Source organism: Lysobacter antibioticus HS124 (genome assembly GCF_000336385.2).
Classification (GTDB): Bacteria; Pseudomonadota; Gammaproteobacteria; order Xanthomonadales; family Xanthomonadaceae; genus Lysobacter; species Lysobacter firmicutimachus.
In genome coordinates, this window is the sequence record NZ_HG424449.1 from 1 (window position 1) to 24,994 (window position 24,994).

A 24,994-nucleotide genomic window follows, 5' to 3' on the forward strand; every position below is an offset into this window, starting at 1 on the left:
CCGCGACCGGCGGCGCCCGCGCGCGCGCCGCGGCGTGGGTCCGGGCCGCGCCGGCATTGCCGCGGGCGGCATTCGTTCCCGGTTTGGCCCGGGAATTCGTTGGACAGTGGGGAGGGGCGAGCCTAGCGTGACCGCGCCCTCGCGTCCGACCGCGTCCCTCGATAAGGAGAGTCCCATGCGTACCCTGCCATTGATCGTGTCGTTCGTTCTCGCCGTCGTCGCCGCTTCGGCGCAGGCCCACGACCCGCGCCCGATCGGCTGGTGCCTGGACCCGGGAACCGCCGAACAGGAGGTCGCCAAGTTCGAACTCAGTCCGGCCTATCTGAAGGCCTACCACCAGCGCCAGCCGCCCAGCGATCCGGATTCCTGTCCGGCCGGCCGCGGCCAGGTCGGCACCAAGACCTGCGGCATCGTCGACGACCACTGGCACAGCGCGTCCAAAGCCGCGGCCGAGGAATGCGCGCGCCTGGCGCCGCGTTCGATCGTCGAAGTGACCCGGCCGTGGAGCTACAACGATCTCAGCCATCACCAGTTCTATCGCGTCGACGAAGGCCTGTCCGGGCGTTGCCTGCGCTGCGTGCCGGTGCCTGCGCGCAAGGCCCGCAGCGGCAAGTAAGCCGTGGCCGGCCGGCGCCGCTGCGCCGTCCGGGCGGAGCGGGCGCGTAAAGGGTGGCAATTATCGCAACTTGAAAGTGCTGTCTGTCGGTCGGGGCCGTCCGCCGGTAGCGACTGTGCTTCGCCGCGCTCGAGATCAAGGCCCGGATTGGGCCCGCGGGCGCTGTGCGCGGCGACCGAGGGGCCCTGCAAGTGACCGATCTCGGCCTAAAATGTGACGCAAGTCGTCATTTAGTGACATTTAGATTGATGTATGAGTAATTTTTAGTCAGTCCCAGCAAAACTCTCGTTCTTGGCATGCGCTTTGCGTACCCATCAAATTCGTGATCTTCATCACGTATTTATGCGCAAGCGAGTGGCCGGGCACCTGAGTCCGTGCCCCTCGTCCGAACCGCACAGCCCACTTTGGGTTGTGGTAGGAGGCATGGCACGGATATGCGACAAACGGAACGTTTCCTGCGCCGGAGCGCGCTCAGCACCCTGGCCTGCGCGATTGCCGCGAGCTGCGGCCAGGCCCAGGCCCAATTCCGATCCGAGGCGCCGTTGCCGGCGCCGTTGCTGGCCAGGCGGCAGTTGCCGCCGGCCACGGCGACGATCCGGGTCGAGGTCGATCGGGACCGCTTGCCGGCGGACGGCCAGACCCCGGCCCGCCTGACCCTGCGCGTGTTCGATCGCGACGGCCGGCCGGTCGCCGGCGAGACGATGCTGACCCTGGAGGCTTCGGCCGGGCGCTGGCAGTTGCCCGGCGCAGTCAGCGACGAAGCCGGGCTGGCGCCGAACGATCCGGACCCGTTGACGCCGGGCCTGCAACTGCCGGCCCGCGACGGCGTCGCCGACATCTGGCTGCTGGCGCCGGTGGAGCCGCAGACGGTGCAGGTGCGGGTCGCCGCCGGCGGCGCGGTGGCGCGCGGCGAGATCGGCTTCGTGCCGGCATTGCGCGACATGATCGCAGTCGGCCTGGTCGAAGGCGTGGTGCGCTTCGATCGCAAGAGCCCGCTGAGCCTGTCGCAGGCGCGCAGCGAGGACGGCTTCGAAGACGAAATCCGCAACTGGTCGCGCCGTTCCGGCGACGGCAAGCGCAACGCGGCGCTGCGCAGCGCGTTCTTCCTCAAGGGCAAGGTGCGCGGCGACGCGTTGTTGACGATGGCCTACGACAGCGACAAGCCCGATCGCGACCGGCTGTTCCGCGACATCGATCCGGAGCGCTGGTACCCGGTGTACGGCGACGCGTCGATGGTCGGTTTCGAGGCGCGCAGCAACAGCCGGTTGTACCTGCGCCTGGACCGGGGCCGCCATTACCTGCTGTATGGCGACATCGTCACCGGCGACGGCTTCAGTCAGCGCAGCGGCCAGGGCGCGGTGGCCTCGACCGCGCTGCGCGACCTGGGCCAGTACCACCGCGCCCTGACCGGCGTGCGCGGGCATCTGGAAGGCGAACGCGGCGCGCTCGACGTGTTCGCCGCCTACGACAACCTGCGCCAGGTGGTCGAGGAATTTCCCGGCCGCGGCCTGTCCGGGCCGTACACGGTCAGCAACAGCGCGCATGCGGTGCTCGGCAGCGAGCGGGTGGAACTGATCGTGCGCGACCGCCACGCGCCCTCGCGGATCGTCTCGACCGAGCCCCTGCAGCGCTTCGTCGATTACAGCTTCGAACCGTTCAGCGGCCGGGTCCTGCTCGCGCGCGCGCTGCCGTCGGTGGACGCCGCACTCAACCCGGTGTCGTTGCGGATCAGCTACGAGATCGACCAGGGCGGCGAGCGCTACTGGGTCTACGGCGGCAACGGCCAGTACCGGATCAACGAACGGTTCGAAATCGGCGCCAGCGCGGTGGAAGACGAAAATCCCCTGGCGCCGTACCGCCTGGCCAGCGCCAACGCGACCTGGCGCTTCGGCCCCGGCACCTGGCTGACCGGCGAGGTGGCGCGCAGCCGCAGCGCCTACAACCGCGTGCCGGGTCAGTCCTATACCGCCTGGCCGGGCGCGGCCGATCCGGCGCGCGGCGGCGAAATCGACGGCGATGCCTGGCGGCTGGCCTTCGGTCATCGCGGCGAGCATGCCGAGGTGCAGGCGTTCTACGGCCAGAGCGAGGCCGGCTTCAACAATCCCTCGGCGTCGTTCCTCGGCGGGCGCAAGCAGGGCGGCGTGGATGCGCTGTGGCGCCTGGACGAACGCTGGAGCGTGTACGTCCAGGGCAGTCATGTCGAAGACCGCACGAGCGGTGCGCGCCGCGACCAATGGCAGGCCGGCGTGCGTTATCTGCCCAGCGACGCGCTGACGCTGGAGTTCGGCGCCAACCGCATCGACGAACGCGCCGGCCGCTACGGCGCCGGCAACGGCCTGAGCGTGCCGGCGCCGCTGGCCGCGCCCTACGGCGTCGGCGTGGTCACGCCCGGCTTCGGCGGCGGCTTCTACGGCGGTTCGTCGAGCGCGATCGATCCGGGCACGGGCCAGACGCTGTACAACACCGGCAGCGGCTGGAGCGAGCGCTACGGCAGTTGGGTCGGCAACGGCCTGGCCGGCGTGCCGGTCGAATACACCGCGCTGCGCGCGGCGCTGCAGTGGCGGCTCGGGCCGCGCTTCGACCTCGCCGCCGAGGCCGAGCAGGATATCGATCATCGCGACCATCGCCGCGCCGCGCTCGGCGCCGGCTGGCGCGTGCGCGAACGCACCCGCCTGTACGGCCGCTATGAGTGGAATACCGGCCTGTCCAGCGTCGCCACCGCCGACGGCGTCGTCGATGCGACCGGCCGCCGCTCGCCCAGCCCCTACGAAAGCGATGCCTTCGTCTGGGGCCTGGACAGCGAGTACATGGACGGCGGCAGTGTGTTCAGCGAGTACCGCATTTACGACGCCTACGGTGCGCGCCAACTGCAATGGGCCAACGGCCTGCGCAACCAGTGGCGGCCGAGCGCGGCATGGAGCCTGCAGACCGCGCTGGAAAAGCTGCAACTGCTCGATGGCCGCGGCCAGCAGGCCACCGCCGCCAGCGTGGCCGCGCAATGGCGGCCGGACGAGCTGTGGTCGATCGCCGGACGCCTGGAATGGCGGCGCATCGAACAGGTCGGCGATGCCGCGGGCGAGGCGACGGTGCCGTGGTTGAATCGCGATTACGACAGCTGGCTGTCGACCCTGAGCGTGGCGCGCAAGTTCAATCGCGACTGGACCGGCCTGCTGCGCAACTACCATCTGCGCAACGTCTATCGCGGCGGCGCCGAAGACAGCTACGAAGACCGCTTCCAGCTGGGCGTCGCGTACCGCGATACCGATCGCAACCGTTTCAATCTGCTCGGCCGCTACGAGTACTGGACCCGCCGCGACGCCGGCCTGGACCGCACCGCCTGGGACGACGCCGACGACGCGCGCTTCGCGCCGGCCGGCGAAGGTTTCGACAAGCACGTGCTGTCGCTGCACGCCGATTGGCATCCGGCGCGGCCGTGGTGGCTGGACGGGCGCTTGGCCGGCAAGCGCCAGCGCGACTATTTCGACGGACGCAGCGACCGCTACACCGCTTACCTGGTCTCGGGCCGCATCACCTACGACCTGAGCGAACGCTGGGACGTCAGCGCGCTGGCCGCGCAGATGTGGAGCCCGGGCGGCGCGCGCCAGTCCGCGTTCGGCGTCGAGGCCGGCCATCTGCTGCGCGACAACCTGTGGCTGTCGGCGGGCTACAACGCGCGCGGCTTCCGCGACGACGACCTGAGCCAGGGCGAGTACACCCAGCAGGGCGCCTATCTGCGCCTGCGCTTCAAGTTCGACGAAACCCTGTTCCGCGGCAACGACCCCGCGACCAATCCGGCCCTGCCGCGTTAAGGAGAACCCGAGATGCATTCCTATGCCACGACGGCGCGTCGCCGGAGCCTGCGGCCGCTCGCGCTGACCGCCGCGCTGCTGCTGAACGGCGCTTCCCAGGCGCAGACGGCGGCGCCGGCGCTGACGCCACCCGCGCAGCGCATCGCCGGCGCGGCGATCCATGCCGACCACCGGGCCTACGCCGCCGCGCAGGGCCGCATCCGCGCGCTCAACGACGGCGGCCGCCGCGTCGCCGACTATCACTTGGCCAAAGCGCAGTGCTGGCTCGACACCTCGTTCCACGAATACAGCCGCAACGATCGCGGCGGCTATCCGCAGGCGGCGTTGGCCGAATCGATCGCGCTGATCGAGGCGCTGGAGGCCGGACGCGACCCGGGTTTCGAAACGCCGCTGGTCAACGGCGCGGAAAAACTGCGCGCCGACCTGTGGGCGCGCTACGACGCCTTGCGCGGACAGTCCGGTTTCCGTTGCGCCGCCCAGGCCACCGCCTGCGCCGAGGTCGAACTGGTGCACGCCGGCAACGAGATCCACGATGGCGGCTGGCGCCATGCCAAGCCTTATATCCAGATCGCCGAAGACCTGACCGCGCGTGCCGAGGCGGCCGCGGCGGCCTGCCCGCCGCCGGCCTCGCCGGAGCGTCCCGCGCCGCCGGCCGAGTCGCGCTACGACCTGTCCGCCGACGCCTTGTTCGCTTTCGATCGCGGCGACCTGGCCGGGCTGTTGCCGCGCGGCCAGGGCCAGCTCGACGCGCTGGCCGCCGAACTGCGCGGACGCAGCGACGTCGCCGGCCTGCGCATCGTCGGCCACAGCGACCGGCTCGGCTCCGAGGCTTACAACCAGCGCTTGTCGCAGCAGCGCGCGCAGAGCGTGCGCGCCTATCTGCTGGCGCAGGGCGTGCGCGTGCCGATCGAGGCCGAAGGCCGCGGCGAACGCGAACCGGTCAGCCGCGGCTGCGCCGGCGAGCGCGCGGATGCGGCGCTGAAGCAGTGCCTGCAACCCGACCGCCGGGTGCAGATCGACGTGCGTCCGGTTCGGCCGTGAGGACGATCATGGCCATCGTCTCCCGCCCGCCTGCACGCGGTTGGCGCGCCCGCCTGGCCGCGCTGCTGCTCGCCGCCGCGTTGCCGGCCGCGCCCGTCGCGGCGCAGACCTGCACGCCGCTGTTCAACGAGAGCTTCGGCTTCGGCTCCGGCGCCAGCCGGATCGGCCCGCCGCTGTCGCCGACGCAGACCACCTACCGCTACGAAGACACCGCACCGCCGTGCATCGGCCCGGACTGCCGGGTCAACGACGGCGAATACGCGCTGGTGCAGTCGCCGCGCAGCGACGGCGGCAATAGCGCCTGGCGCGACGGCGCCGACCACACCGGCGACCCGAACGGCTACATGATGCTGGTCAACGCCGACTTCGCCCCGGGCGTGTTCTATTCGCGCGATTTCAACGGGCTGGCGGTCGGCGTGCGCCACGATTTCACCGCCTGGCTCAGCAACGTGCAGGAGTATCTGCCCGGCGACGGCGACATCGACCCCAACGTGACCTTCCGCATCGTCGACCCGGCCACCGGTGCCGTGCTCGGCAGCGTCAGCAGCGGCGACATCCCGGAGCTGCCGGGCACCGTACTGACCTGGAACGAGTACGGGGTGAGTTTCGTGCCGACCCAGTCCAGCCTGCGCCTGGAGGTGGTCAACAACAGCCCCGGCGGACCCGGCAACGACCTGGCCCTGGACGACATCTCGCTGACCGCGCTCGACGCTTGCGCCAGCGACGTGAGTCTGAGCAAGCGCGTCAGCGACGCCAACGGCAACGGCATCGCCGAGCCCGGCGAAACGTTGACCTACGCGATCACCCTGCGCAACGCCGGCAACCTGACCGCGATCGACTACGACGTGATCGACAACCTCGATCCGAACACGGTCTACGTGTCCTCCGACCAGGGCGGCAGCCACGACGGCGCGGCCAGCGGCGGCCGGATCGAGTGGCAGAACCTCAGCATCGCGCCCGGCGCGAGCGTGGTGCTCAACGTCGTGGTGCGGGTGGTGGACCCGGTGCCGGCCGGCGTGCAGCGCATCCTCAACCGCGCCTACAACCCCGACCGCGGCCCGCCGGATTGCGACAGCGATCCGAGCCTGCCGGGCTGCGCGCAGATCCCGACCGCGCCGGCAGTGAGCGTGCGCAAGGCCTTGTCGGCCGAGTCGGGCAGCGTCGCCGGCCGCGCCGAAGCCGGCGAGACCCTGAGCTACGTCCTGACCCTGAGCAACACCGGCGGCAGCGCGGCCAGCAACCACGCCTTCTACGAATTGCTGCCCGCGCATACCGAGCTGGTGTCGGTGAGCGGCGCGGTGGTGTCCGGTTGTGCGATCGGCGACCGCGGCGCCAAGCCCTGCCTGCTGAGCGTGGCCGGCCCGATCGCCGGCAACGGCGGCACCGCCACGGCCGGCTTCGTGGTGCGCGTGCTCGACCCGATCCCGGCCGGGGTGAGCGCGATCTACAACCTGGTCACCGACGGCGGCGGCACGCCGCCGCCGGCCTGCGATCCGGCCAGCGACCCCAACGGCTGCGCCGGGCCGCCGCCGGGCTGTTCGGTCGCGACCGATCCCGATCACTGCGTGGCAACTCCGGTGATCCAGCCGCGGGTGACCGTGTCCAAGCGCCTGAGCGGCGAAAGCGGTTCGCTCGCCGACGTGGCCGAACCGGGCGAGACGCTGAGCTACACCCTGACCCTGGTCAACGGCGCCGCCATCGCCGCCGCGAACCACCGCTTCTACGAGCGCCTGCCGGCGCACACCACGCTGGTGTCGGTGAGCGGCGCCAGCCTGTCGGACTGCGCGATCGGCGATGCCGGTGCGCGCGCCTGCACGCTCGCCGTCGCCGGTCCGATCGCCGGCGACGGCGGACGCGCCGAGGTCGTGGTCGCGGTGCGCGTGGCCGATCCGATTCCGGCCGGGGTGAGCGCGATCTACAACCTGGTCACCGACGACACCGGCGCGCCGCCGCCGGCCTGCGACCCGGCCGCCGATCCGGACGGCTGTGCGGGCCCGCCGCCGGGCTGCGACGTCGCCGCCGATCCGCAGCACTGCGTGGCCGTTCCGGTGGCCTCGGCGCTGAGCGTGCGCAAGCAGGTGCAGGGCGCGCCGCAGCCGGTCGCCGGCAGCGCCGACGAATTCGTGGTGCGCTACCGGATCGAGGTGCGCAACCAGGGCGCGGCCGCGGGCCGCTACGACCTGCGCGACGCGCCGCGCTTCGGCGCCGGGGTGAGCCTGCTGTCGGTCCGTGCCGACCGCAACGGCGAGGCGTTGAACCTCAGCGGCGCGGCGCCGTGGACCTTGGCCAGCGGCCGCGATCTCGCCGCGGGCGCCAGCGACGGCTATTTGTTGGAAGTGCGCGTGCGCGTCGCGGCCGAAGCCGCCGCCGACTCGGCCGCGCTGGCCTGCCTCGCCGGCGAAGCCGGACGCGGCCTCTACAACGAGGCGTTGCTGAGCTACGGCGGGCGCGAACAGCGCGACGACGCCTGCGTCGACACGCCCTTGCCGTCGACGGATGCGCAACTGGCGGTGGAGAAGACCGGTTCGGTGCGCGAGGCCGAAGTCGGCGATCTGATCGTGTACAGCGTCCGCATCCGCAACCGCGGCCCGGGTCTGGCGATCGCGCCGGTGCTGGTCGATCGGCTGCCGGCTGGTTTCCGCTTGATCGAGAACACCGCCCAAGTGCAGGGCGCGCGCCTGTTGTCGCTGACCGGCGCGCCCGGGCCGGTGCTGCGCATCGCCTTGGACCGGTTGGCGCCGGGCGCGCAGGCGCTGCTGCGCTACCGGGTGCGGGTCGGCGTCGGCGCGCGCCAGGGCGACGGCATCAACCGCGTGCACGCCGAATGCGGCGATGCGGCCGGCGGCGCGGCAACGCGGACTTGTTCGAACCAGGCGCAATGGAAGGTCGATCTGCGCGGCGGCGTGTTCGCCGACGAAGCCTGCGTGGTCGGGCAGATCTTCGTCGACTGCGATCGCAATTCGGTCAAGGACCGCGAGGAGCTCGGCATCCCCGGCGTCCGTCTGTACTTCGAGGACGGCACGTATCTGATCAGCGATGTCGAGGGCAAGTACAGCCATTGCGGGCTGCGCCCGGTGACACACGCGCTCAAGGTCGATCCGAGCACGCTGCCCACAGACAGCCGCTTGACCACCTCCGGCAGCCGCAATGCCGGCGACGCGCAGAGCCTGTTCGTCGATCTCAAGAACGGCCAGCTGCACCGCGCCGACTTCGTCGAAGGCTCATGCAGCAACGCCGTGCTGGAGCAGGTCAAGGCGCGTCGCGCCAACGGCGAGGTGCGATCGGTGGAGACCGAGTCCGGCCAGCCGGCGTTGCGTTTCGAGGGCAAAGCGGCGGATGCGCCGCAGCAGGCGACCGAGTCGGCCGACCAGCCGATCGAACGCAGCCGCCACGGCCGCGACGGCTGAGGCCGGGACGCGGCGCCGTTGCGACGGCGCCGCGCGGAGGCCGCGCACGGCCGCGCGCCGCCTCGACTTTGCGCAAGCGCACCGCCGTGCATCGGCGGACGCCGGGTCAGGCCGGCTCGATCTCAACCGCCATCGCGGTCGCCTCGCCGCCGCCGATGCACAGCGCGGCGACGCCGCGGCGCCCGCCGCGCCGGCGCAAGGCGTGGATCAGGGTCACCAGCAGGCGCGCGCCGGTGGCCCCGATCGGATGGCCGAGCGCGCAGGCGCCGCCGTTGACGTTGAGCCGTTCGCGGGCGATGCCGAGGTCGCGCGCGGCGGCCATGGCCACCGCCGCGAAGGCTTCGTTGATCTCGAACAGGTCGACATCGCCGACGTTCCAGCCGGCGCGCGCGAGCAGCTTGCGCACGGCCGGAATCGGCGCGGTGGTGTACCGCGCCGGCGCCTGGCTGTGGCTGGCATGGGCGACGATCCGCGCCAGCGCCGGCCAGCCTTCGCGCATCGCGATCGAGCGCCGGGTCAGCAGCAGGGCCGCCGCGCCGTCGGCATTGGCCGAGGCGCTGGCGGCGGTGATGCTGCCGTCGGCGGCGAACGCCGGCTTGAGCGCGGCGATCTTGTCCAGCGACACTTTGCGCGGGTGTTCGTCGTGCTGCACGGTGCGCGCGCCGGCTTTGTCCTCGATCTGGATCGGAGCGATCTCGTCGGCGAAGTCGCCGTGCTCGATCGCGGCCTGGGCGCGGCGCAGGGTTTCGTGGGCGTACGCGTCCTGCGCGGCGCGGTCGAAACCGTACTCGCGCGCCAGCGCTTCGCCGAATTCGCCCATCGCGCGGCCCGGTTCGTAGGCGTCTTCCAGGCCGTCCAGCGCCATGTGATCGAAGATCCGGTCGTGGCCGACCCGATAGCCGGCTCGCGCGCGTTGCAGCAGATAGGGCGCGTTCGACATCGACTCCATGCCGCCGGCGACGGCGACCTCGATCGAACCGGCGATCAGCGCATCGTGCGCCTGCATCGCGGCTTTCATGCCCGAACCGCAGACCTTGTTGATCGTGACCGCCGGCACCGAATCGGGCAGGCCGGCCGCGCGCGCGGCCTGGCGCGCCGGCGCCTGGCCCTGGCCGGCGCCGAGCACGCACCCCATCAGCGCTTCGTCGATGCACTCCGGCGCGGCGCCGGCGCGTTGCAGCGCAGCGCCGATCGCGTGCGCGCCGAGACGATGCGCGGGCAGAGGCGACAGCTCGCCGAGGTAGCGGCCGAGCGGGGTGCGCACGGCGGCGCAGACGACGATGGGATCCGGCGACATGGGGGGCATCCGTTCAGCGCTCGAACACGAGCAGGGTGGAGGTGGCCGAGGCGTAGAGCTTGTCCTGCGCATCGGTGAGGCGGGCTTCGGCGAAGGCGGCGCGACGGCCGATCGACAGCACCCGGCCGACCGCGCGCAGCGGGCCGCGGTCGCGGCTGAGCGGGCGGTGATAGGCGATCTTCAGTTCCAGCGTGGTGTAGGCCTGCGTCGCGCTCAGCCGCGAATGCACCGCGCAGCCGCAGGCCGAGTCGAGCAGGGTCGCGGCGTATCCGCCATGGACGGTGCCGATCGGGTTGTAGGCATGATCGCCGGGCGTGCCGGCGAACACCGCCAGACCGTCGCCGACTTCGACGAAGTCGAAATCCAGCGCGCGCAGGATGCCGGGCTTGCGGCCGCTCGCCAGCAGGGTTTGCAGTTGGGCCAGGCCGGGCAAGCCGGCGGCGACTTCGTCGACCAAGCGCATCGCGGAACTCCTTCGGTGGTGGGTGTGCGGCCGGACTCAGTCCAGTCCGAACCGGGCATGCAAGGCCTCGCGCGAGGCGGCAAGCAGGGCGTCTGAGCGTTCGCGCGCGCTCTGCGCGCGTGCGAGCAACAGCGCACCGACCAATTCGGCGCGCATCGACAGCGCCTGCTGCTCGGCGTCTTGGCCGGGGCGGTGTGCGGCGATCAGCGCGCGCAAGCCTTCGTGCATGCGCTGCGCGCCGGCCTCGTAGGCCGCACGCGCAGCGTCGGGCAGATGCGGCAGATCGGCCGACAGCGGCGGCAACGGGCAGCCGCCGAGGCGACCGTCGCGATGCGCCGGCGACAGATAGCGATCGATGCAGATGCGCAGCGCCTGCGCCGGCGTCTGGCCGGCGAAGGCTTCGCGCCAGTAGCCGCGGGCTTGTTCGAACATGCGTTCGATCGCCGCGGCGAGCAGTTCGTCGCGCGAGGCGAAATGGGCGTAGAAACCGCCGTGGGTGAGTCCGGCCTCGCGCATGATCGCGGCCACGCCGAGCCGGTGCGGGCCTTCGGCGTGCAGGGCGCGGGCCGCCTGGTCGAGCACGCGTTGGCGGGTCTGGGGCTTGCGGTCGGCGGTGTAGCGCATCGCGGCGGCCTTTATATGATGCAAATCATCTCACGCCGGTCGGGCCTCGGTGCAAACTGAGGCGGCCTGTGTTGGCGACGGGTGTTGATGGCGGGGCGGGAGAGGGCCTTGGTGCGAGACGCGACCGGCGTCTGCGGGGTCCGGATGGCGGCTGTTTGCCGAACTTGGCGAGTGATTTCGAAGTTTAAGTGTGACACATTGACCACTTTCATGAACTGATTCAGGATGCGCGCCGTAGTCGAACCCTGACTGGGCCCACCGGCGCCACGCGCGCCGGTCGCCGCCGGGCCAGGCAACCTTCGCTCGCTTTCGCATTCGATGGCGCGCTCCGTCGCGCCGCTCAGGGGACTGTTCGTGAAAATCCATCATCAGGCCGCGGCTCTGCGCCGACGGTCGGCGCCGGCGCGTGCGCGTCTGGGCAGCGGTGCGCTCGCGTTCGCCTTGTGCCTGGTCGCGGCCCTGGTCGCACCGATCGCGCCGGTGCGCGCCTATCAGGCGCCGACGTTGATCGCCGCCGGGCTCAACGCGGCCGGCGGCACGTACGTACTGCCGAACAATTATCTGGTCGGCCTGGCCGTGGCCGGCGGCAATCTCGCCATCGACACCGCGTCGACCACGTTCAACGGCATCGGCGGGCCGGTGGCGACTCACTACAGCCCGGGCATCGCACCGGCCACGCCGGCGCTGAAGCTGGACGCCAACGCCGGCGGCTGCGCGATCGCCGCCGCGCGCCAGACCTGCGCCAACCGCGGCACGGTCACGCTGACCTTCCCGCAGCCGGTGCGCAATCCCTCGCTGCATTTCAGCGGGCTCGGCGGTAACGTCGCCGGGGGCGGCCTGCGCGCCAATCATGCCGCGCGCTTCACCATCGCCTCGGCCGCCAACGGCGCCACTGCGGTGACAGGCCTGACCTGGACCCGCACCGCCGGCAACGCCAACTTCGCCGCCACCGCGACCCAGGCCTACAGCAACGTCCTGGCCGGCAACACCAGCTGCACCGTCGCCAACAACCCGGCCGCCTGCGGCAGCTTGCGCATCAACGGCACGATCACCCGGCTGGTGATCGGCGTCGGCCTGGACACCCAATTGCAGAGCGGCTCGGTCACCCTGGACAGCGGCCACGTCGACGCCCTGAGCCTGGCGGTGACGGTCGAGGAGGACTTCGGCGACGCGCCGGCGAGTTACGACGCCGGCCAGGCCGCGGTGCATGTGCTCAGCGATCTGAGCATCGGCGGCAACCTCAGCGCCGACAACGCCAATCTCGCCGCCGCGACCGCCAGCCCGCTGGCCAGCGCCGCGGCCGATGCCGACAGCGACGACTTCGTTTGGCCGGCCCTGGTGCGCGGACGCAGCGTCAACCTGAGCGTGCCCCTTGCCGGCGCCAGCCGCGCCGGCACCGCCTGCGGCTGGGTCGATGTCGACAACAACGGCAGCTTCGCCGCGGCCGAAGGCGCATGCGCCGGTTTCGCGGCCGGCGCGACGGTCCTGCCGCTGACGATCGCGATACCGGCCAATGCGGTCGCCGGCCAGCGCGTGGCGCGCGTGCGGGTGAGCTACGGCAGCGCGCTCAGTGCCGCTACTCCGAGCGGCCGTGCCGACAGCGGCGAAGTCGAGGACGCCTTGGTGCGGGTCGCCGAGCCGGCACGGATCGTGCTGCGCAAGACCACGCTCGGCGGTACCGGCAGCTTCGGCTTCGCTCTCGGCAACACCGTGCAGGCCGGCGGCAGCGCGACCACCGTCGCGATCGGCACGCCGGTGCAGGTCGATGGCGACACCGCGACGGGCGGCGTTCAGGGCTTCGCCGTGCAAAGCGCCGGCGCGGCGGTTTCGATCGACGAGAACGCGCTGCCGGCCGGCTGGCGATTGAGCTCGGCGCGCTGCACCGATGCCGGCGGCGCCACGGTCGGCAGTCTGTCGGGCACGGTGTATGCGATACCGGGCAGCGCTACCGGCCTGGATGCGGTGTTGACCTGCGACTTCGTCAACGCCCGGCAGCCGTTGCTGCGCCTGCGCAAGAGTCTGCCGCTGGGCCGCTTCGTCGCCGGCGACCAGTTCGTGTTGAGCATCGCGGGCAACGGCGCGCCGGTGTCGGCGACCACGAGCGGCGCCGGCGACGCGCCGCCGGAAATCGCAACGATCGACCCGGCCGAGATCGGTACGGTTTACACCTTCGGCGAAACCGGCGCCGGCGCCACCGATCTGTCCGGCTACACCACCACGTACGCATGCAGCAACGCGCTGCCCGGCGGCCAGGCGCCGAGTGGCAACGGCCGCAGCTTCGCGCTGACCCCGGTGGCCGGCGACGACCTGACCTGCACCTTCCGCAATACCCGACAGCCGCTCGCCGACCTGACCATCCACAAGACCAACACGCCGGCCGCCGGGGCGGACGACCCGTCCGGCGACACGCTGGCGCGCGGCGCGAGCACCACTTACACCATCGTGGTCGGCAACAACGGCCCGGACGCGGTGACCGGTGCGATCCTGCGCGATCCGATCGCGAGCCGCAGCGGCATCCGCTGCACTGCGCCGCCGAGCTGTAGCGGCACTGCTTGTCCGGCGGGTCTGAGCCTGGCTCAGCTCGATGCCGGCGTGGCCTTGGGCACCTTGGTCAACGGCGGCTCGGTGACGGTAACGCTGACCTGCACGGTCGACTGAGCCGGCGTCGCCGAGCGGGCCCGCCAGGCGGGCCCATCGTGCCGGCGGGCCGGCGCCTTGCGCGCCGGCCTGGCGAGCGGCGGCGGATCAGGCGCCGGCCGCGATCTCGCTGACCGCCAGCTGCGCGCGCAACTCAGCGTTCTCGCGCTTGAGCGCGTCGTTCTCGGCGCTGAGTTCGGCGACCCGGCGCAACAGGATCCGCTTTTCCTCGTCGCGCCCGGCGTCGGCGGCCTCTTCGGCGTCTTCCTCGGCGTTCTCGCGCGGCTTGCGCTTGGACGCGCGCACCCGCTTGGCCGCTTCCTTGAGTTCGCTGTTGCCGGCCAACGCCGCGGCGCGCTGTTCTTCTTCCGGCAAGGTCGCCACCGCAGCGGCGGCGTTGATCGACAAGCTGCCGGACTTGACCGCGGCCACCACTTCCGGCGCGGCCTGCTTATGGATGGTCTCGATCAGGCCGACCTGGGCGCTGCTCAAGCGCGCCTCGCGGGCGATTTCGCTGCGCTGCTTGCGCGCCGCGGCGGCCGGTGCGGCAGGCGCCGCGGCCTGGGCCGGCGCAGCGGAGAGCACGGCTTCGCCTTCGGCCGGCGGGTCCCACGGCGCCTGATCGTCGTCGGGCGAGGCCGGCGCCGGGATCGGCGCCGGCGCCGCCATCGCCGCGCTGGCCTTGGTGCTGGCGCGTTCGGCCAGGATCTCGCGCTTGCGCAGCGCCAGCACGCCGCGCTGGAAGTCGGACACGCTGCGTCGGCCCAGATGCTGGTCGATCATCCACAAGTACACGTCTTCGATCGACTGGAAGCGCGGGTTCTGCACGGTCTGGAACGGCAGGCCGTGCTTCTTGCAGATGCCGTAGCGGTTGTGGCCGTCGACCAGCACGTCGCCCCACAGCACCAGCGCGTCGCGGCAGCCTTCGGCCAGCAGGCTGCGCTCCAGCGCGGCGTATTCCTCCGCGGTCAGCGGATCGATGTAGGCCTTGAGGTCTTCGTTGACGACGATGTTCATGCGGTGCGGCTGCTGAAAACTGCGGGGGCGGCATTGTAGTGAGATGTCGCCCGCCGGTCAGCCGCCGATGCGCCGCGCGCCAGCGGAAGTTCAGCGGCGGCCAGGCGCGGCGGTGAGCGCCGGTCGCGGCGTCGGCTCAGGCCGTGCGGCCCAGCGCGCGCGGCGAGTCGCGGTCCGGCGCGGTTTGCGCGGCCGTCGCTGCGGCGGCGAACGACTCGTCCAGCGGCGTTCGTGCCGCCTGCGCGGCCGACAACTGGCCGCGACGGTGCGCGGGATCGCGCGGATCGCCCTCGACCAGGAATAGTGCGTCGCCGCCGTCGCGGGCGCTCAGCACCCGGTCGATGCGTTGCAGCCCCTCGCGCTTGGCCAGGGCGTACAGGCTGGCGGCGGTGCGTTCGAAGGCGTCGTCGTCGGCCGCGGCGCCGGTGTGCGCCGGCAGTTGCGAGACGCCGTCGCGGATCGACCGGTACAGGGCATGGTCCGGATGGCTGCGCCGGCGCGGGTCGTGCGATGGAGCTTCGGCGGCCGGCGCTTGCCGCGCCGGCGCTGCGTGCGGGGCGGGATCGGCAAACGGACTGCGCGGCGGCGGCGCGGGTGCGAGACGACCGAGTTCGCCGGCGATGCCGCCGGCGCCGCGCAATGCCGCGGCGGTCAGGCTCACGCTTTCGCGCAACAGCCAGATGTCGTGGCGGTAACGTTCGAACATGGGCTGGTGGGCCTGGGCGCGATAGCGCGCCTGCGGGTCGTCGAGCACCGAGCGGCTGCGGCCGTCGGCGCCGCCGTCCAGGAAATGATGCATGCGGTGCGAGTCCAGCAAGGCCGCTGCCGCCGGCAGCGGATAGCGCAGATCGAGCGCGCCGCCATGGTCCTCGTAACGGCCGATTTCGTGCAAGCGCCAGACTTCCTGCGCCTGCGCATACATGCGCACCCGGCCGAAGTGCTTGCCGCCGGCGCTGACCACATCGCCGGCCATGACGTGGTTGAGCACCTGGTTGCCGCCTTCGGCAATGCCATAGGCGAGGCTGGCCGCACCGTAGGCGTTGAACGTTTCGCCGCGCAGGCCGAAGCGGTGCGCGGCGATCTGCGCCAGGCAGCCGCCGAGCGAGTGGCCGGCGACGCTGACCGGCGCGGGCGGTTCGCTCGCGCGCGCCAGCATCAGCGCCTGGCGGGTCAGGGCGATCGCGTCCTCGCTCTGCGGATTGATGCGCTGGCCGATCATCGCCAGATCGGCGCCGGCCCCGTCCTTGTCCGGCTCGCGCAGGAATTCGCTGCCGCGGTGGGCGACCACGTACTCGCCGGTGTCGGCGCGCCGGTAGATCGCGCCCTGGTAGCCGGACGGACGGTCGACCCGCTGCACCACCGCATAGGTGACCCCGTCGATGCGCAGCGCGTCGTGCCCGTAGGCGGCTGCGGGGCGGTAGACGTGTTCGGAGAGAATGGCGTAGTGGCGGCTGGGCAGGCTCATGGCGTCAGTTCCTTCGACTGGAGGACGATCGCGAACAGCTCGGCGCGCTGCTCGACGGGAGTGCGGTCGGCTTGCGGCAGGCCGAGGTCGGGGTAGGCGTCGATCGCTTCGATCAGCGGGTAGTGGCTGCGCAGAAACACCGCGCGTTCCTGACCGGACGCGCGCAGCGTCTGCGCCGGCATGAACAGCCGGAAATGGGTGCTGCGCGGGTCCGGACTGGCGCGCAGGCGCACCGACACGCCGGCCAGACGCAGCCGGCAAACCCCGCGTCCGTACACATCGCTGTCGAGGAACCCGTCGGCGGCGACCACGGCGCGGTGGCCGCCGCGACCGTCGCGCTCGAAATGGACCAGCGCGAACGCAGTGTCCTGGGCCTGTCGCGCACCCGAGAAGAAACCGCGCGGCGGCATGCAGTGCGGGCTGTCGATGCCGTACAGCGCTGCGCCGTCGACCAGGGCGAAGCCGCCGGGCGCCCGCTCCAGGCTCAGCTGCAGGCGGTAGCGCTCGCGCGGCTGCGGGTTGACCAGGAAGCGCGGCTCGGGCGGCGGGAACAGCGCCGGCAGCGCCCAGCGCGCTAGCTTGATCGCGATCAGGCCGGCCACGGCCAGGCGCAGCCACGGCGGCAACGTGCGCCAGCGCCGGCTCAGCCCGGCCGCCGCCGCCTGCCAACGCCTGCGCGCGGTCCGCATCGCGCTCACGGCAGCAACCCGTGTTCCAGCGCGAGCCGGGTGAGTGCGGCGTCGCTGCGCACGCCGAGCTTGTCGAACAGACGCGAGCGATGCGTGCGTACGGTCGAATCGGCCATGCCCAGCGCGACGGCGATGCGCTGGATGCCGTCGCCGCGCGCGGTCAGGCGGGCGACCTCCAACTCGCGTGTGCTGAGCCGGTCGAACGGCGAGTCGCCGAACAGCACCCGGCTGGCCAGGCCATCGTCGAGGTAGCGCCGGCCCGCGGCGACTTCGCGCACCGCCCGCACGACCGCCGCCGGCGTACAGCCGTAGGACAGATAGCCGCGCGCGCCGGCAGCGAACAGGTGCTTGGGCAGGATGCCGTCGTGGCCCGCGGCCAAGGCCAACACCCAAGGGCGTGCCGGCAGCCGGCGCAGGAAGTCGACGCCGTCGAGGTCAGGCAACTGGGTCGAGCACAGGACCAGGTCGATCTCCAGCGCGATCAATGCGCGCAGCGCCGTCTCGGCGCGATCGGCTTCGCCGACGACCACGATGTCGCCGGCCTGGTGTGCGATCCAGCGCAATCCGGCGCGGATCAAAGGCTGGGCGTCGACAGCGAATACCCGAATCACGATGCGTCCTTGCGGTTTGTCTCGGTGGCGACTACGCCGGCAAAACCGTAAGTTGGCAATGTGTGCCAGCTGAAATTGCTTCGTGTCCACATTGTTGTGGACGTTCGTCTACACGGTGTAGTCAAACGCGTCGTCGGAATCAGATTTGTCCTACGCGGCGCGGCGTTCCGGCGCTGCTAGCGTGTGGCTTCGCGATCGCAGCGATCGCCGCCAACGGCCGCACGGCCGATCACGTCGACCAGGGACGCAAGGCATGGATTGGATGCAATGGGATGCGGCGGCGCGCGCCGCCGACGCTTGGGCGGCGACCGCCGGCATCGGCGATTTCGTGTTCTTCCGTCTGATCGACGAGTACTTCCGCGGCGAGATCGACCGCTTCGGCCTGCAACTGATGGCGCGCGCCATGGCCTGGGCCAGCGCGGTCGCGTTGAGCCTGGTCACCCTGTGGATCCTGATCGCGGGCTACCGCGTCGTCACCGGCCGCTCGCGCGACTCGATGCCCGCCCTGGTCGCGGACCTGACCCGGATCGCGGTCATCGTGGCGGTCGCCACCGGCATGTCGCTGGCGGGTACGCGCCTGCACGAGTTCTTTACCCACGACCTGGACCGCGAGATCCACGAGTTGTTCACCGGCATCGAGGGGCGCACCGCAGCGCAGAGCATCGACGAGAACCTGGCGTATGCCCAGGTCGCGCTGGACGCGATCGATGCGGTGCAGGTAGTCGAAGGCGAGCAAGCGCTGCGCGAGGAAAAGGCGCGGGCGCTGCTGTTCGCCGGCTTCGGCGCGGCCGGTCCGGCGATGACCGCGGCGGCCATGCTGCTGCTGTACAAATTCGGCATCGCCGTGTTCATCGGCCTGGGGCCGTTGTTCGTGCTGTGCCTGATCTTCGACCAGACCCGCGAGCTGTTCCGGCGCTGGCTGCTGTACGGCATCGGCACCTTGTTCTCGATGGCGACGCTGAGCGTGGTCACGGCGATGTGCACCAAGTTGCTGAGCAAGATCGCGATCGCGTTCTGGGCGAGCAAGCTCGCCGCCGGCCTGCCGGGCCTGGATGCCGAGGGCATGAGCACCCTGGCCCTGCAGCAAGGCGGCATCGGCCTGATCCTGACCATCTTCATCGTGGTCGCGCCGCCGGTGTCGGCGCTGTTCTTCAACGGCACGCTGGGCCAGTTCCAGGCGCATTCGGCATTCGCCGGCAATGCGGCCGCCGCCGCCCGCGGCGGCGTCGCCCCGGTGCCGGCCTTGCCGCCGTCGGCGAGCGCGAGCGAACAACCGATCGCCGCGCCGGCCTGGACGCCGCCGCGCGTCGCCACGCAGCCCGCGCCCCGTGCCGGCGGGCCGACGCCGTGATGCGTGTCGTCGCATGGCGGTGGCCGCTCGCGCTGGCGCTGGCGGGCGCCTGCGTGCCAGCACCGGCGCGCGCGGAAGGCGTGTGTCCGCCCGGCATGCTGCCCTACCGCACCGGCAACGAGCAGGCCTGCGCGCCCGCGCCGCCGAACTACTACCCCGAACCGGCGCCGCCGCGCGAAGTGTGGGGGTCGCGTTGGGGCGCGGTCGCGCTCGACGGTCCGCGCGGTGCGATCGGCACCGCGCACGGGGCGGCCAGCAAACGCCAGGCGCGGCGCGAGGCGGTCGAAGACTGCCGCACGCAGGGCGGACGGGACTGCCGAGTGCAGATCGACTACCGCAATCAATGCGTGGCGATTGCGGTCAGCGACAGCCACGTTCATGTACGGCCGTCGGAGCTCAAGGAGGATGCGGTCGAGCACGCCTTGCGCGAATGCGGCGAGCGCGGGGAAGCGCATTGCCGCTCCTATTACGCCGCCTGCAGCTTGCCGGTGCGGGTGCGCTGAGCCGGCTCAGCGCACCCGTGCCCCGCGCTGACACTGGCGGTGGTGCGCCTCGGCGCAGGCCGGCCCGCAGTACAGACGCGCCGGCTCGCCGTCGAACGGCTCCAGGCAGGCGCGATTGAGGCAGTAGCCCGCTGCGGCGGTCGGCGGCAGCGTTTGCGCGGACAGGCGTTGCGCCTGCAGCGATTGGGCCAGGTCGATCTGCTCGAACAATTGCGCCTGGTCGATGATGTCGCTCATGTTTGCATTCCCTGCGTCAAGGGCGCCGGCGATGCGCGGCGCGTGAAGGGCGCGTCGAGGCCGACGCATGCCGCGCAGGGTTCCATGGCCCGGTCCCACACATTGAAACGCACTCACCGAAACGCGACCGGGTCTGAACGAATCGGATCGAATCGTCGTTGCGGGTTGCGGCGGCGCGCACAAAAGCGCGTTCGGGCCCCGGCAACGGGGTTGCGGTTCAGGCGAAATCCGCCAACGTGTCGGTGTATGAGACTGCCGCGGACTAGTGTGTCTTCACCGAAGGCCGACCGCTGTGGAGCGAAGGAGGACGCCGTGAGCGTCGACACGACCGAGCGCGATTCCAGCCGTGCCCTGCAGGCCTTGCATGCCGCGACCTGGTTCGCATTGTGCGAAGGCGACCGCTACTCGGCGCTGGGGCGTCGGGCGGTGGCCAATTCGTTCTACAACCTGCTGCCTTTGTTGGCCGAAGTGCGCAAGGCGATGGGGGCGACGCTGCCGGCGGCGGCGGATGTGTTGCAGTTGCAAGTGCTGGAGGCGTCCGGCAGCGCCAACGACGAACCGCGGGACGGCTAGGGCCGGCCTGCTGCCGTCGCCGTCCAGGCCGGAACTCGTCGCGAGGATAGGAGCGGCGCGAGCCGCGACCACGGGACGCGCAGAGCCCCGGCGGCTTGCCTCACCCATCGAAGCTCGAAACCTGCGCCTGTAGAAGCGGCATCCCGATAGTCAGGACTTCTTCGGCGCGGGCAGGGGCTTGGCCTGCACCTTGTGGCCGTCGGCGAGCAGGGCGTTCGGGGCCAGGATTACGGTGTCGCCGGGCGCGATGCCGGTCAGTACTTCGATTTCGTTGCCGAGGTTGCGGCCGAGGGTGACGCTGCGGAAGGACAAGGTCGAGTCGGATCGGAGCGTGGCGACCTGCGCGCCGGTGGCGCGTTGGACCACGGTCGAGACCGGCAGGATCACCGCAGGGGCCGGGCGCGGCAGTTGCAGGCGCGCGGTGCCGACCATGCCGGCGGGGATGCGGCCGTCCGGGTTGGGCAGCAGCAGTTCGGTGCGCATCGCTCCGGCTTCGCGCGAGAGCATGCGTGCGCTGCGGACGACCTGGGCCTTGAAGCGTCGGCCCGGCAGCTCGGGGAAACCGACCTCGGCCTGCAGGCCGTTCTCGATCTGCAGGGCGATGTTCTGCGGCACATCGACCACCACCCGCAGCGGGTCGAGCACGGCGATCTCGAACATCGGCGCTGCCGCGGCGGCCGAATCGCCGACCACGCGGTCGCCGCGCTCGATGTTGCGCGCCACCACCACACCGGCGAACGGCGCGCGCACGACCTGGAACGACTGCCGCTCCAAAGCCGAGGTCAAGCGCGCCTGGGCGGCGCTGCGCGCGGCGACGGCGACATCGTAGTGGCCCTTGCGATCGCTGAAGTATTCCCTCGACACTGCACCGGAGCCGACCAGGGCCTGGGCGCGGTCGTAATTGACCTTGGCCAGTTCCTGGTCGGCGCTGGCCTGGGCCAGGACCGCGCGCGCCTCGCGCACGGCCTGATCGATCTCCGGCGCCGAGACCGTCGCCAGCACTTGGCCGGCGGCGACCCGGTCGCCGAGCTCGACCTTGCGCTCGCTGACGAAACCGGTGGCACGGGCGTAGATCTGCGCCGATTCGCCGGCGTGGGCGCGGGCCGGCAGAGCCATTTCGTAAGCCGGCTCGGCGGGCTTGGCGGCGACCGTGAGCACCTGCGGCAGGGACGCCGCCGGCGCGGTCGCCGCGGTGCTGCGGTTGCAGCCGGCCAGCGCGCCGGCCAAGGCCGCCGCGACGGCGACGGCGAGGCTCAGGCGCAACACGGGACCGGGAGAGGAGGCAGAGCGGTTCATGGGGCGACTCCTGCGGGGGCGGCGGCCGGCGCGGTCGTGTCGTCGGTCGCGACCGGCGCGGCGGGTTTTTGGCGGCGGCCGATCACGGCCAGGATGGAAGGGACCAGGACCAGGGTGGCCGGCGTGCCGAACAGCAGGCCGCCGATCACCGCGCGACCCAGCGGCGCGTTCTGTTCGCCGCCGTCGCCCAGGCCGATCGCCATCGGCACGATGCCGAGCACCATCGCGCTGGCGGTCATCAACACCGGGCGCAGGCGCACCGCGGCGGATTCGTAGGCGGCCTGTTCGGGATCGTGGCCGTCGGCGATCAGGCTGCGGGCGAAACTGGTCACCAGCACCGAGTTCGCGGTCGATACGCCGATCACCATCATCACGCCCATCAGCGCCGGCACGCTCAGCGGCGTGCCGGTGACGAACAGGCCGATGGCGGCGCCGGCGATCGCGATCGGCAGGCCGGACATGGCCACCGCCGGCTGGACCCAGGACTGGAAATTCACCACCAGCACCAGGAACACCAGCACCGCCGACATCAGCAAGCCGGCGGCGAGTTCGCTGTAGGCGTTCTGCATCTCGCCGGCCTGGCCGACGATTTCGATCCGGTTGCCCGGCTTGAGCTTGGCCTCGAGCTCGCCGGTGATCGTCGACAGCCGGTCGTAGACCGAACCCAGGTCGGTGCCTTCGACGTTGGCGATCACGCTGATGGTCGGCGCCAGGGTGGTGCGGGCGATGCTCGCCGGCACCTGGCGCGGCGTCACCGTGGCGATGTTGCGCAACAGCACCGCCTCGCCGCCCGCGCCGATGCGCAACGGCGAGTTCAACAGCGCGTTGATGTCGCGCAGGTCGTTGATCGGCGCCTGCACCTGCACGGTGTAGGCGATGGCGTTGACGGTGTCGGTCCAGTACACCGGCGACACCGTGCCGGCCGAGCCGAGCACCGCCAGCACCGCGCGCGCGGCCTGCTGCGGGTCCAGGCCGAGCTGGGCGGCGCGGGTGCGGTCGATCCGCACCTGGTACTCGGGAAGGTCCAGCACCTGGCGCAGCGAGATGTCGACCGCGCCGGGCACCCGGTGCAGGCGTTGCTCGATCTCGCGCGCCAGCGCCATGTTGCCGGGCACGTCGCGGCCGATCAGGCGCACTTCGAACGCGGCCGCGGCCGAACCGGCGAGGGTGCGGCTGGTCGCGTCGGGCGGGCGCTCGAACAGCTTGACCTCGGGAAAGCGCTCGGCGATGCGCTGGCGGATCTTGACCAGGTAATCGTGGCTGTTGGCGTGCGGCGAGCGCAGCTGGAGCATGATCTCCGCTTCGAACGAGCCGACCACCGTGCTGTCGACCAGCGACAGGTTGATCGCATCGGGCACGCCGATCTGCTCGTACACGGTTTGCAGTTCGGCGGGCGGGACGATCGCGCGGATCTCGCGCTGGATCTCGCTGAGCTTGGCCGCGGTTTCCTCCAGCCGGGTGCCGGTGGGCAGGCGCACCTGCAACCGCAACTGACCGGCATCGACCTGGGGGAAGTACTCGCGGCCCAGCGACATCGCCGCGGCCGCGCCCAGGCCCAGCACCAGCAAGGCGCTGAGCGCGAGCGCACCGCCGTGGTGGCCGAGCCGCACCAGCAGCGCGTGATGCCGGTCGCGCAGGGCGTCGAGGGTGTGCTCGACCCGATGATTGATCTTCAGCAGCAGCTTCTCCGCCGCCCAGCGCGGCCGGGCGCGGCTTTGGATGTCGGCCGGCAGCAGCAGATAGCACAGCACCGGGATCAGGGTGCGCGAGAGCAGGAACGAGGCCAGCATGGCGAAGATCACCGCCAGGGCCAGCGGGGCGAATACCCAGGCCGACAGGCCGGTCATCAGCAGGATGGGGGTCAGCACGATGCAGATCGAAATGGTCGAGACCATTTCCGGGAACACCACTTCCTTGGCGCTGTCCAGGATCGCGGTGCGCACGTCCTTGCCCAGGGCGATGTTGCGGTTGGTGTTCTCCACGTCGACCACCGCGTTGTCGACCAGGATGCCGATCGCCAGCGCGAGCCCGCCCAGGGTCATCACGTTGAAGGTGTAGCCCAGCAGATGCAGCATCGCCACCGACGCCAGCAGCGCCAGCGGGATCGCCGACAGCACGATCAGGCTCGAGCGCCAGGAGCCGATGAACACCAGCACCACCAATGCGACCAGCAGGCCGACCAGGATCGCCTCGTGCTCGATCGAGCCGATCGCGTTGTCGACGAACACCGACTGGTCGAAGATCGCGTGGATGCGCGTGCCCGGCGGCGCCGAGGCCTCGATTTCGGGCAGGCGCTCGCGCACCGCGCGCACGATCTCCACCGCCGAGGCGCCGCCGAGCTTGATCAGCGCCACCGACACCGCGCTGGAACCGTCCATGCGCGCGACGTTGGTCTGCAGCGCGCCGCCGTCGCGCACCGAGGCGACATCGCGCACGTAGACCACGGTGCCGCCGCGCATGGCGACCGGGATGTCGAGGAATTCGGCCGCGGTCGCCGGGCTGGTGTCGATCGAGATCTGCATCTCGCGCCGGCCTTCGCGGATCGCGCCGGAGGGCAGGGTGGGGCTGCCGCGCTCCAGTGCGCCGGTGACGTCGGCCGGCGTCAGGCCGTAGGTCTGCAGCTTGGCCGGGTCCAGGTCGACCATGATCTGCCGCGGCGCGCCGCCGTAGGGCAGGGTCATGCGGATGCCGGGGATGGTCTGGATCTGCGAGCGAAGTTGCAGGCGCGCGTAGTCGTACAGCTGCGCTTCGGTCAGCGAGTCGGAGGACAGCACCAACTGCAGCACCGGCGTGGAAGAGACGTTGTTGCGCACCACCAGCGGCGGCGAGGTGCCCGGCGGCATGCGCCGCAGGATGGTCTGCGACACCGCGGTGATCTGCACCAGCGCGCGATCGAGGCTGACCGTGGGCTGGAAATCGATGCGCACGATGCTGGCGCCGTTGATCGTCTCCGAGCGCACTTCCTTGAGGTCGTCGACGGTGTTGAGGATCGCCGCCTCGGAGAACGAGGTCATCTTGGCGGCGACGTCTGCGGCGGGCAGGCCGCTATAGGTCCAGACCAGATTGACCGAAGGAATCCCGACTTCCGGCAGGATGTCGGTCGGCATCTTGCGCGCCGACAGCACGCCGAACAGCAGGATCAGGATCGCCAGCACGCCGATGGTGTAACGGCGGCTCAGGGCGTATTGCACTATCCACATCGCGTAGGCGTTCCGACGGCTGGGGGTGGGGGCGCAGTGTCCGCGCGCCGCGCCGATCGCGCAGCGCTGCGGCGTGGAACGGTTCGTCTGCGTGAGGCAACGCTGCGGCGCGTCGCGCGGGCGACCGCGCAGGCAACGCAGCGGACCCTGCGGCCAGG

General features: G+C 71.3%; 18 protein-coding genes. 8 read left to right on the plus strand and 10 right to left on the minus strand.

Going from position 1 to position 24,994, the window contains the following annotated elements; genetic code table 11:
• The first annotated feature begins 175 nt into the window (after nucleotides 1–175).
• The 4 genes from TX83_RS02270 (at nucleotide 176) to TX83_RS02285 (ending at nucleotide 8,873) form a co-directional block, all read left to right on the plus strand.
• Nucleotides 176–616, plus strand: a complete 441-nt coding sequence (locus tag TX83_RS02270; protein ID WP_141233307.1) for a hypothetical protein — start codon at nucleotides 176–178, stop codon at nucleotides 614–616.
• Between the two features lie 434 nt (nucleotides 617–1,050).
• Nucleotides 1,051–4,425, plus strand: a complete 3,375-nt coding sequence (locus TX83_RS02275; RefSeq protein WP_087960657.1) for a hypothetical protein — start codon at nucleotides 1,051–1,053, stop codon at nucleotides 4,423–4,425.
• Nucleotides 4,426–4,437: 12 nt separating this feature from the next.
• Nucleotides 4,438–5,466, plus strand: coding sequence for an OmpA family protein (locus TX83_RS02280; protein ID WP_064746301.1), 1,029 nt, complete (start codon nucleotides 4,438–4,440; stop codon nucleotides 5,464–5,466).
• 8 nt (nucleotides 5,467–5,474) lie between these two features.
• Nucleotides 5,475–8,873 carry a DUF11 domain-containing protein gene (locus tag TX83_RS02285; protein ID WP_064746302.1) on the plus strand — a complete coding sequence of 1,133 codons (3,399 nt, stop codon included), beginning with the start codon at nucleotides 5,475–5,477 and terminating at the stop codon, nucleotides 8,871–8,873.
• Between the two features lie 106 nt (nucleotides 8,874–8,979).
• On the opposite strand, the gene TX83_RS02290 is transcribed toward TX83_RS02285, so the two are convergent.
• From TX83_RS02290 to TX83_RS02300, 3 genes are read right to left on the minus strand one after another with little or no spacing between them, the layout of a single operon-like run.
• The gene (locus tag TX83_RS02290; RefSeq protein ID WP_064746303.1) at nucleotides 8,980–10,170 is read right to left on the minus strand and encodes an acetyl-CoA C-acyltransferase; all 1,191 of its coding nucleotides are present in this window, start codon (nucleotides 10,168–10,170) and stop codon (nucleotides 8,980–8,982) included.
• 13 nt (nucleotides 10,171–10,183) lie between these two features.
• Nucleotides 10,184–10,633 (minus strand): PaaI family thioesterase, encoded by a 450-nt coding sequence (locus TX83_RS02295; RefSeq protein WP_064746304.1) that lies wholly within the window; start codon nucleotides 10,631–10,633, stop codon nucleotides 10,184–10,186.
• A gap of 36 nt (nucleotides 10,634–10,669) precedes the next feature.
• Nucleotides 10,670–11,257, minus strand: a complete 588-nt coding sequence (locus TX83_RS02300; protein ID WP_064746305.1) for a TetR/AcrR family transcriptional regulator — start codon at nucleotides 11,255–11,257, stop codon at nucleotides 10,670–10,672.
• A gap of 354 nt (nucleotides 11,258–11,611) precedes the next feature.
• Here TX83_RS02300 and TX83_RS02305 point away from each other — a divergent pair, with 354 nt between their 5' ends.
• Nucleotides 11,612–13,915: a prealbumin-like fold domain-containing protein gene (locus tag TX83_RS02305; protein ID WP_186442493.1), complete on the plus strand. Its 2,304-nt coding sequence runs from the start codon at nucleotides 11,612–11,614 to the stop codon at nucleotides 13,913–13,915.
• Between the two features lie 87 nt (nucleotides 13,916–14,002).
• On the opposite strand, the gene TX83_RS02310 is transcribed toward TX83_RS02305, so the two are convergent.
• The 4 genes from TX83_RS02310 to TX83_RS02325 all read right to left on the minus strand — a co-directional run bounded on the left by TX83_RS02310 (nucleotide 14,003) and on the right by TX83_RS02325 (nucleotide 17,676).
• Nucleotides 14,003–14,911, minus strand: coding sequence for a hypothetical protein (locus TX83_RS02310; protein WP_064746307.1), 909 nt, complete (start codon nucleotides 14,909–14,911; stop codon nucleotides 14,003–14,005).
• Between the two features lie 136 nt (nucleotides 14,912–15,047).
• Nucleotides 15,048–16,376: an XVIPCD domain-containing protein gene (locus TX83_RS02315; protein WP_064746308.1), complete on the minus strand. Its 1,329-nt coding sequence runs from the start codon at nucleotides 16,374–16,376 to the stop codon at nucleotides 15,048–15,050.
• Nucleotides 16,373–17,074, minus strand: a complete 702-nt coding sequence (locus TX83_RS23140) for a hypothetical protein (RefSeq protein WP_186442494.1) — start codon at nucleotides 17,072–17,074, stop codon at nucleotides 16,373–16,375. The genes TX83_RS02315 and TX83_RS23140 overlap by 4 nt, the downstream gene beginning before the upstream one ends.
• Nucleotides 17,071–17,676 (minus strand): LuxR C-terminal-related transcriptional regulator, encoded by a 606-nt coding sequence (locus TX83_RS02325; RefSeq protein WP_186442495.1) that lies wholly within the window; start codon nucleotides 17,674–17,676, stop codon nucleotides 17,071–17,073. The genes TX83_RS23140 and TX83_RS02325 overlap by 4 nt, the downstream gene beginning before the upstream one ends.
• Before the next feature lie 253 nt (nucleotides 17,677–17,929).
• On the opposite strand from TX83_RS02325, the gene TX83_RS02330 reads away from it, so the two are divergent.
• On the plus strand, nucleotides 17,930–19,027 hold the full coding sequence (locus TX83_RS02330) for a type IV secretion system protein (protein WP_064746310.1): 1,098 nt from the start codon (nucleotides 17,930–17,932) through the stop codon (nucleotides 19,025–19,027).
• Nucleotides 19,027–19,530, plus strand: coding sequence for a DUF4189 domain-containing protein (locus tag TX83_RS02335; RefSeq protein ID WP_064746311.1), 504 nt, complete (start codon nucleotides 19,027–19,029; stop codon nucleotides 19,528–19,530). Before TX83_RS02330 ends, TX83_RS02335 begins: the two co-directional genes overlap by 1 nt.
• A gap of 6 nt (nucleotides 19,531–19,536) precedes the next feature.
• Here TX83_RS02335 and TX83_RS02340 read toward each other — a convergent pair whose 3' ends face one another.
• Nucleotides 19,537–19,767, minus strand: a complete 231-nt coding sequence (locus TX83_RS02340) for a hypothetical protein (RefSeq protein ID WP_064746312.1) — start codon at nucleotides 19,765–19,767, stop codon at nucleotides 19,537–19,539.
• 312 nt (nucleotides 19,768–20,079) lie between these two features.
• Here TX83_RS02340 and TX83_RS02345 point away from each other — a divergent pair, with 312 nt between their 5' ends.
• The gene (locus TX83_RS02345; protein ID WP_064746313.1) at nucleotides 20,080–20,340 is read left to right on the plus strand and encodes a hypothetical protein; all 261 of its coding nucleotides are present in this window, start codon (nucleotides 20,080–20,082) and stop codon (nucleotides 20,338–20,340) included.
• Between the two features lie 150 nt (nucleotides 20,341–20,490).
• Here the strand turns inward: TX83_RS02345 and TX83_RS02350 are convergent, their stop codons facing one another.
• Entirely contained in the window at nucleotides 20,491–21,636 is a 1,146-nt protein-coding gene (locus TX83_RS02350) for an efflux RND transporter periplasmic adaptor subunit (RefSeq protein ID WP_079247995.1), read from the minus strand.
• Complete coding sequence (locus TX83_RS02355; RefSeq protein WP_064746359.1) at nucleotides 21,633–24,836, minus strand: efflux RND transporter permease subunit; 3,204 nt, start codon at nucleotides 24,834–24,836, stop codon at nucleotides 21,633–21,635. The genes TX83_RS02350 and TX83_RS02355 overlap by 4 nt, the downstream gene beginning before the upstream one ends.
• Nucleotides 24,837–24,994 lie beyond the last annotated feature (158 nt).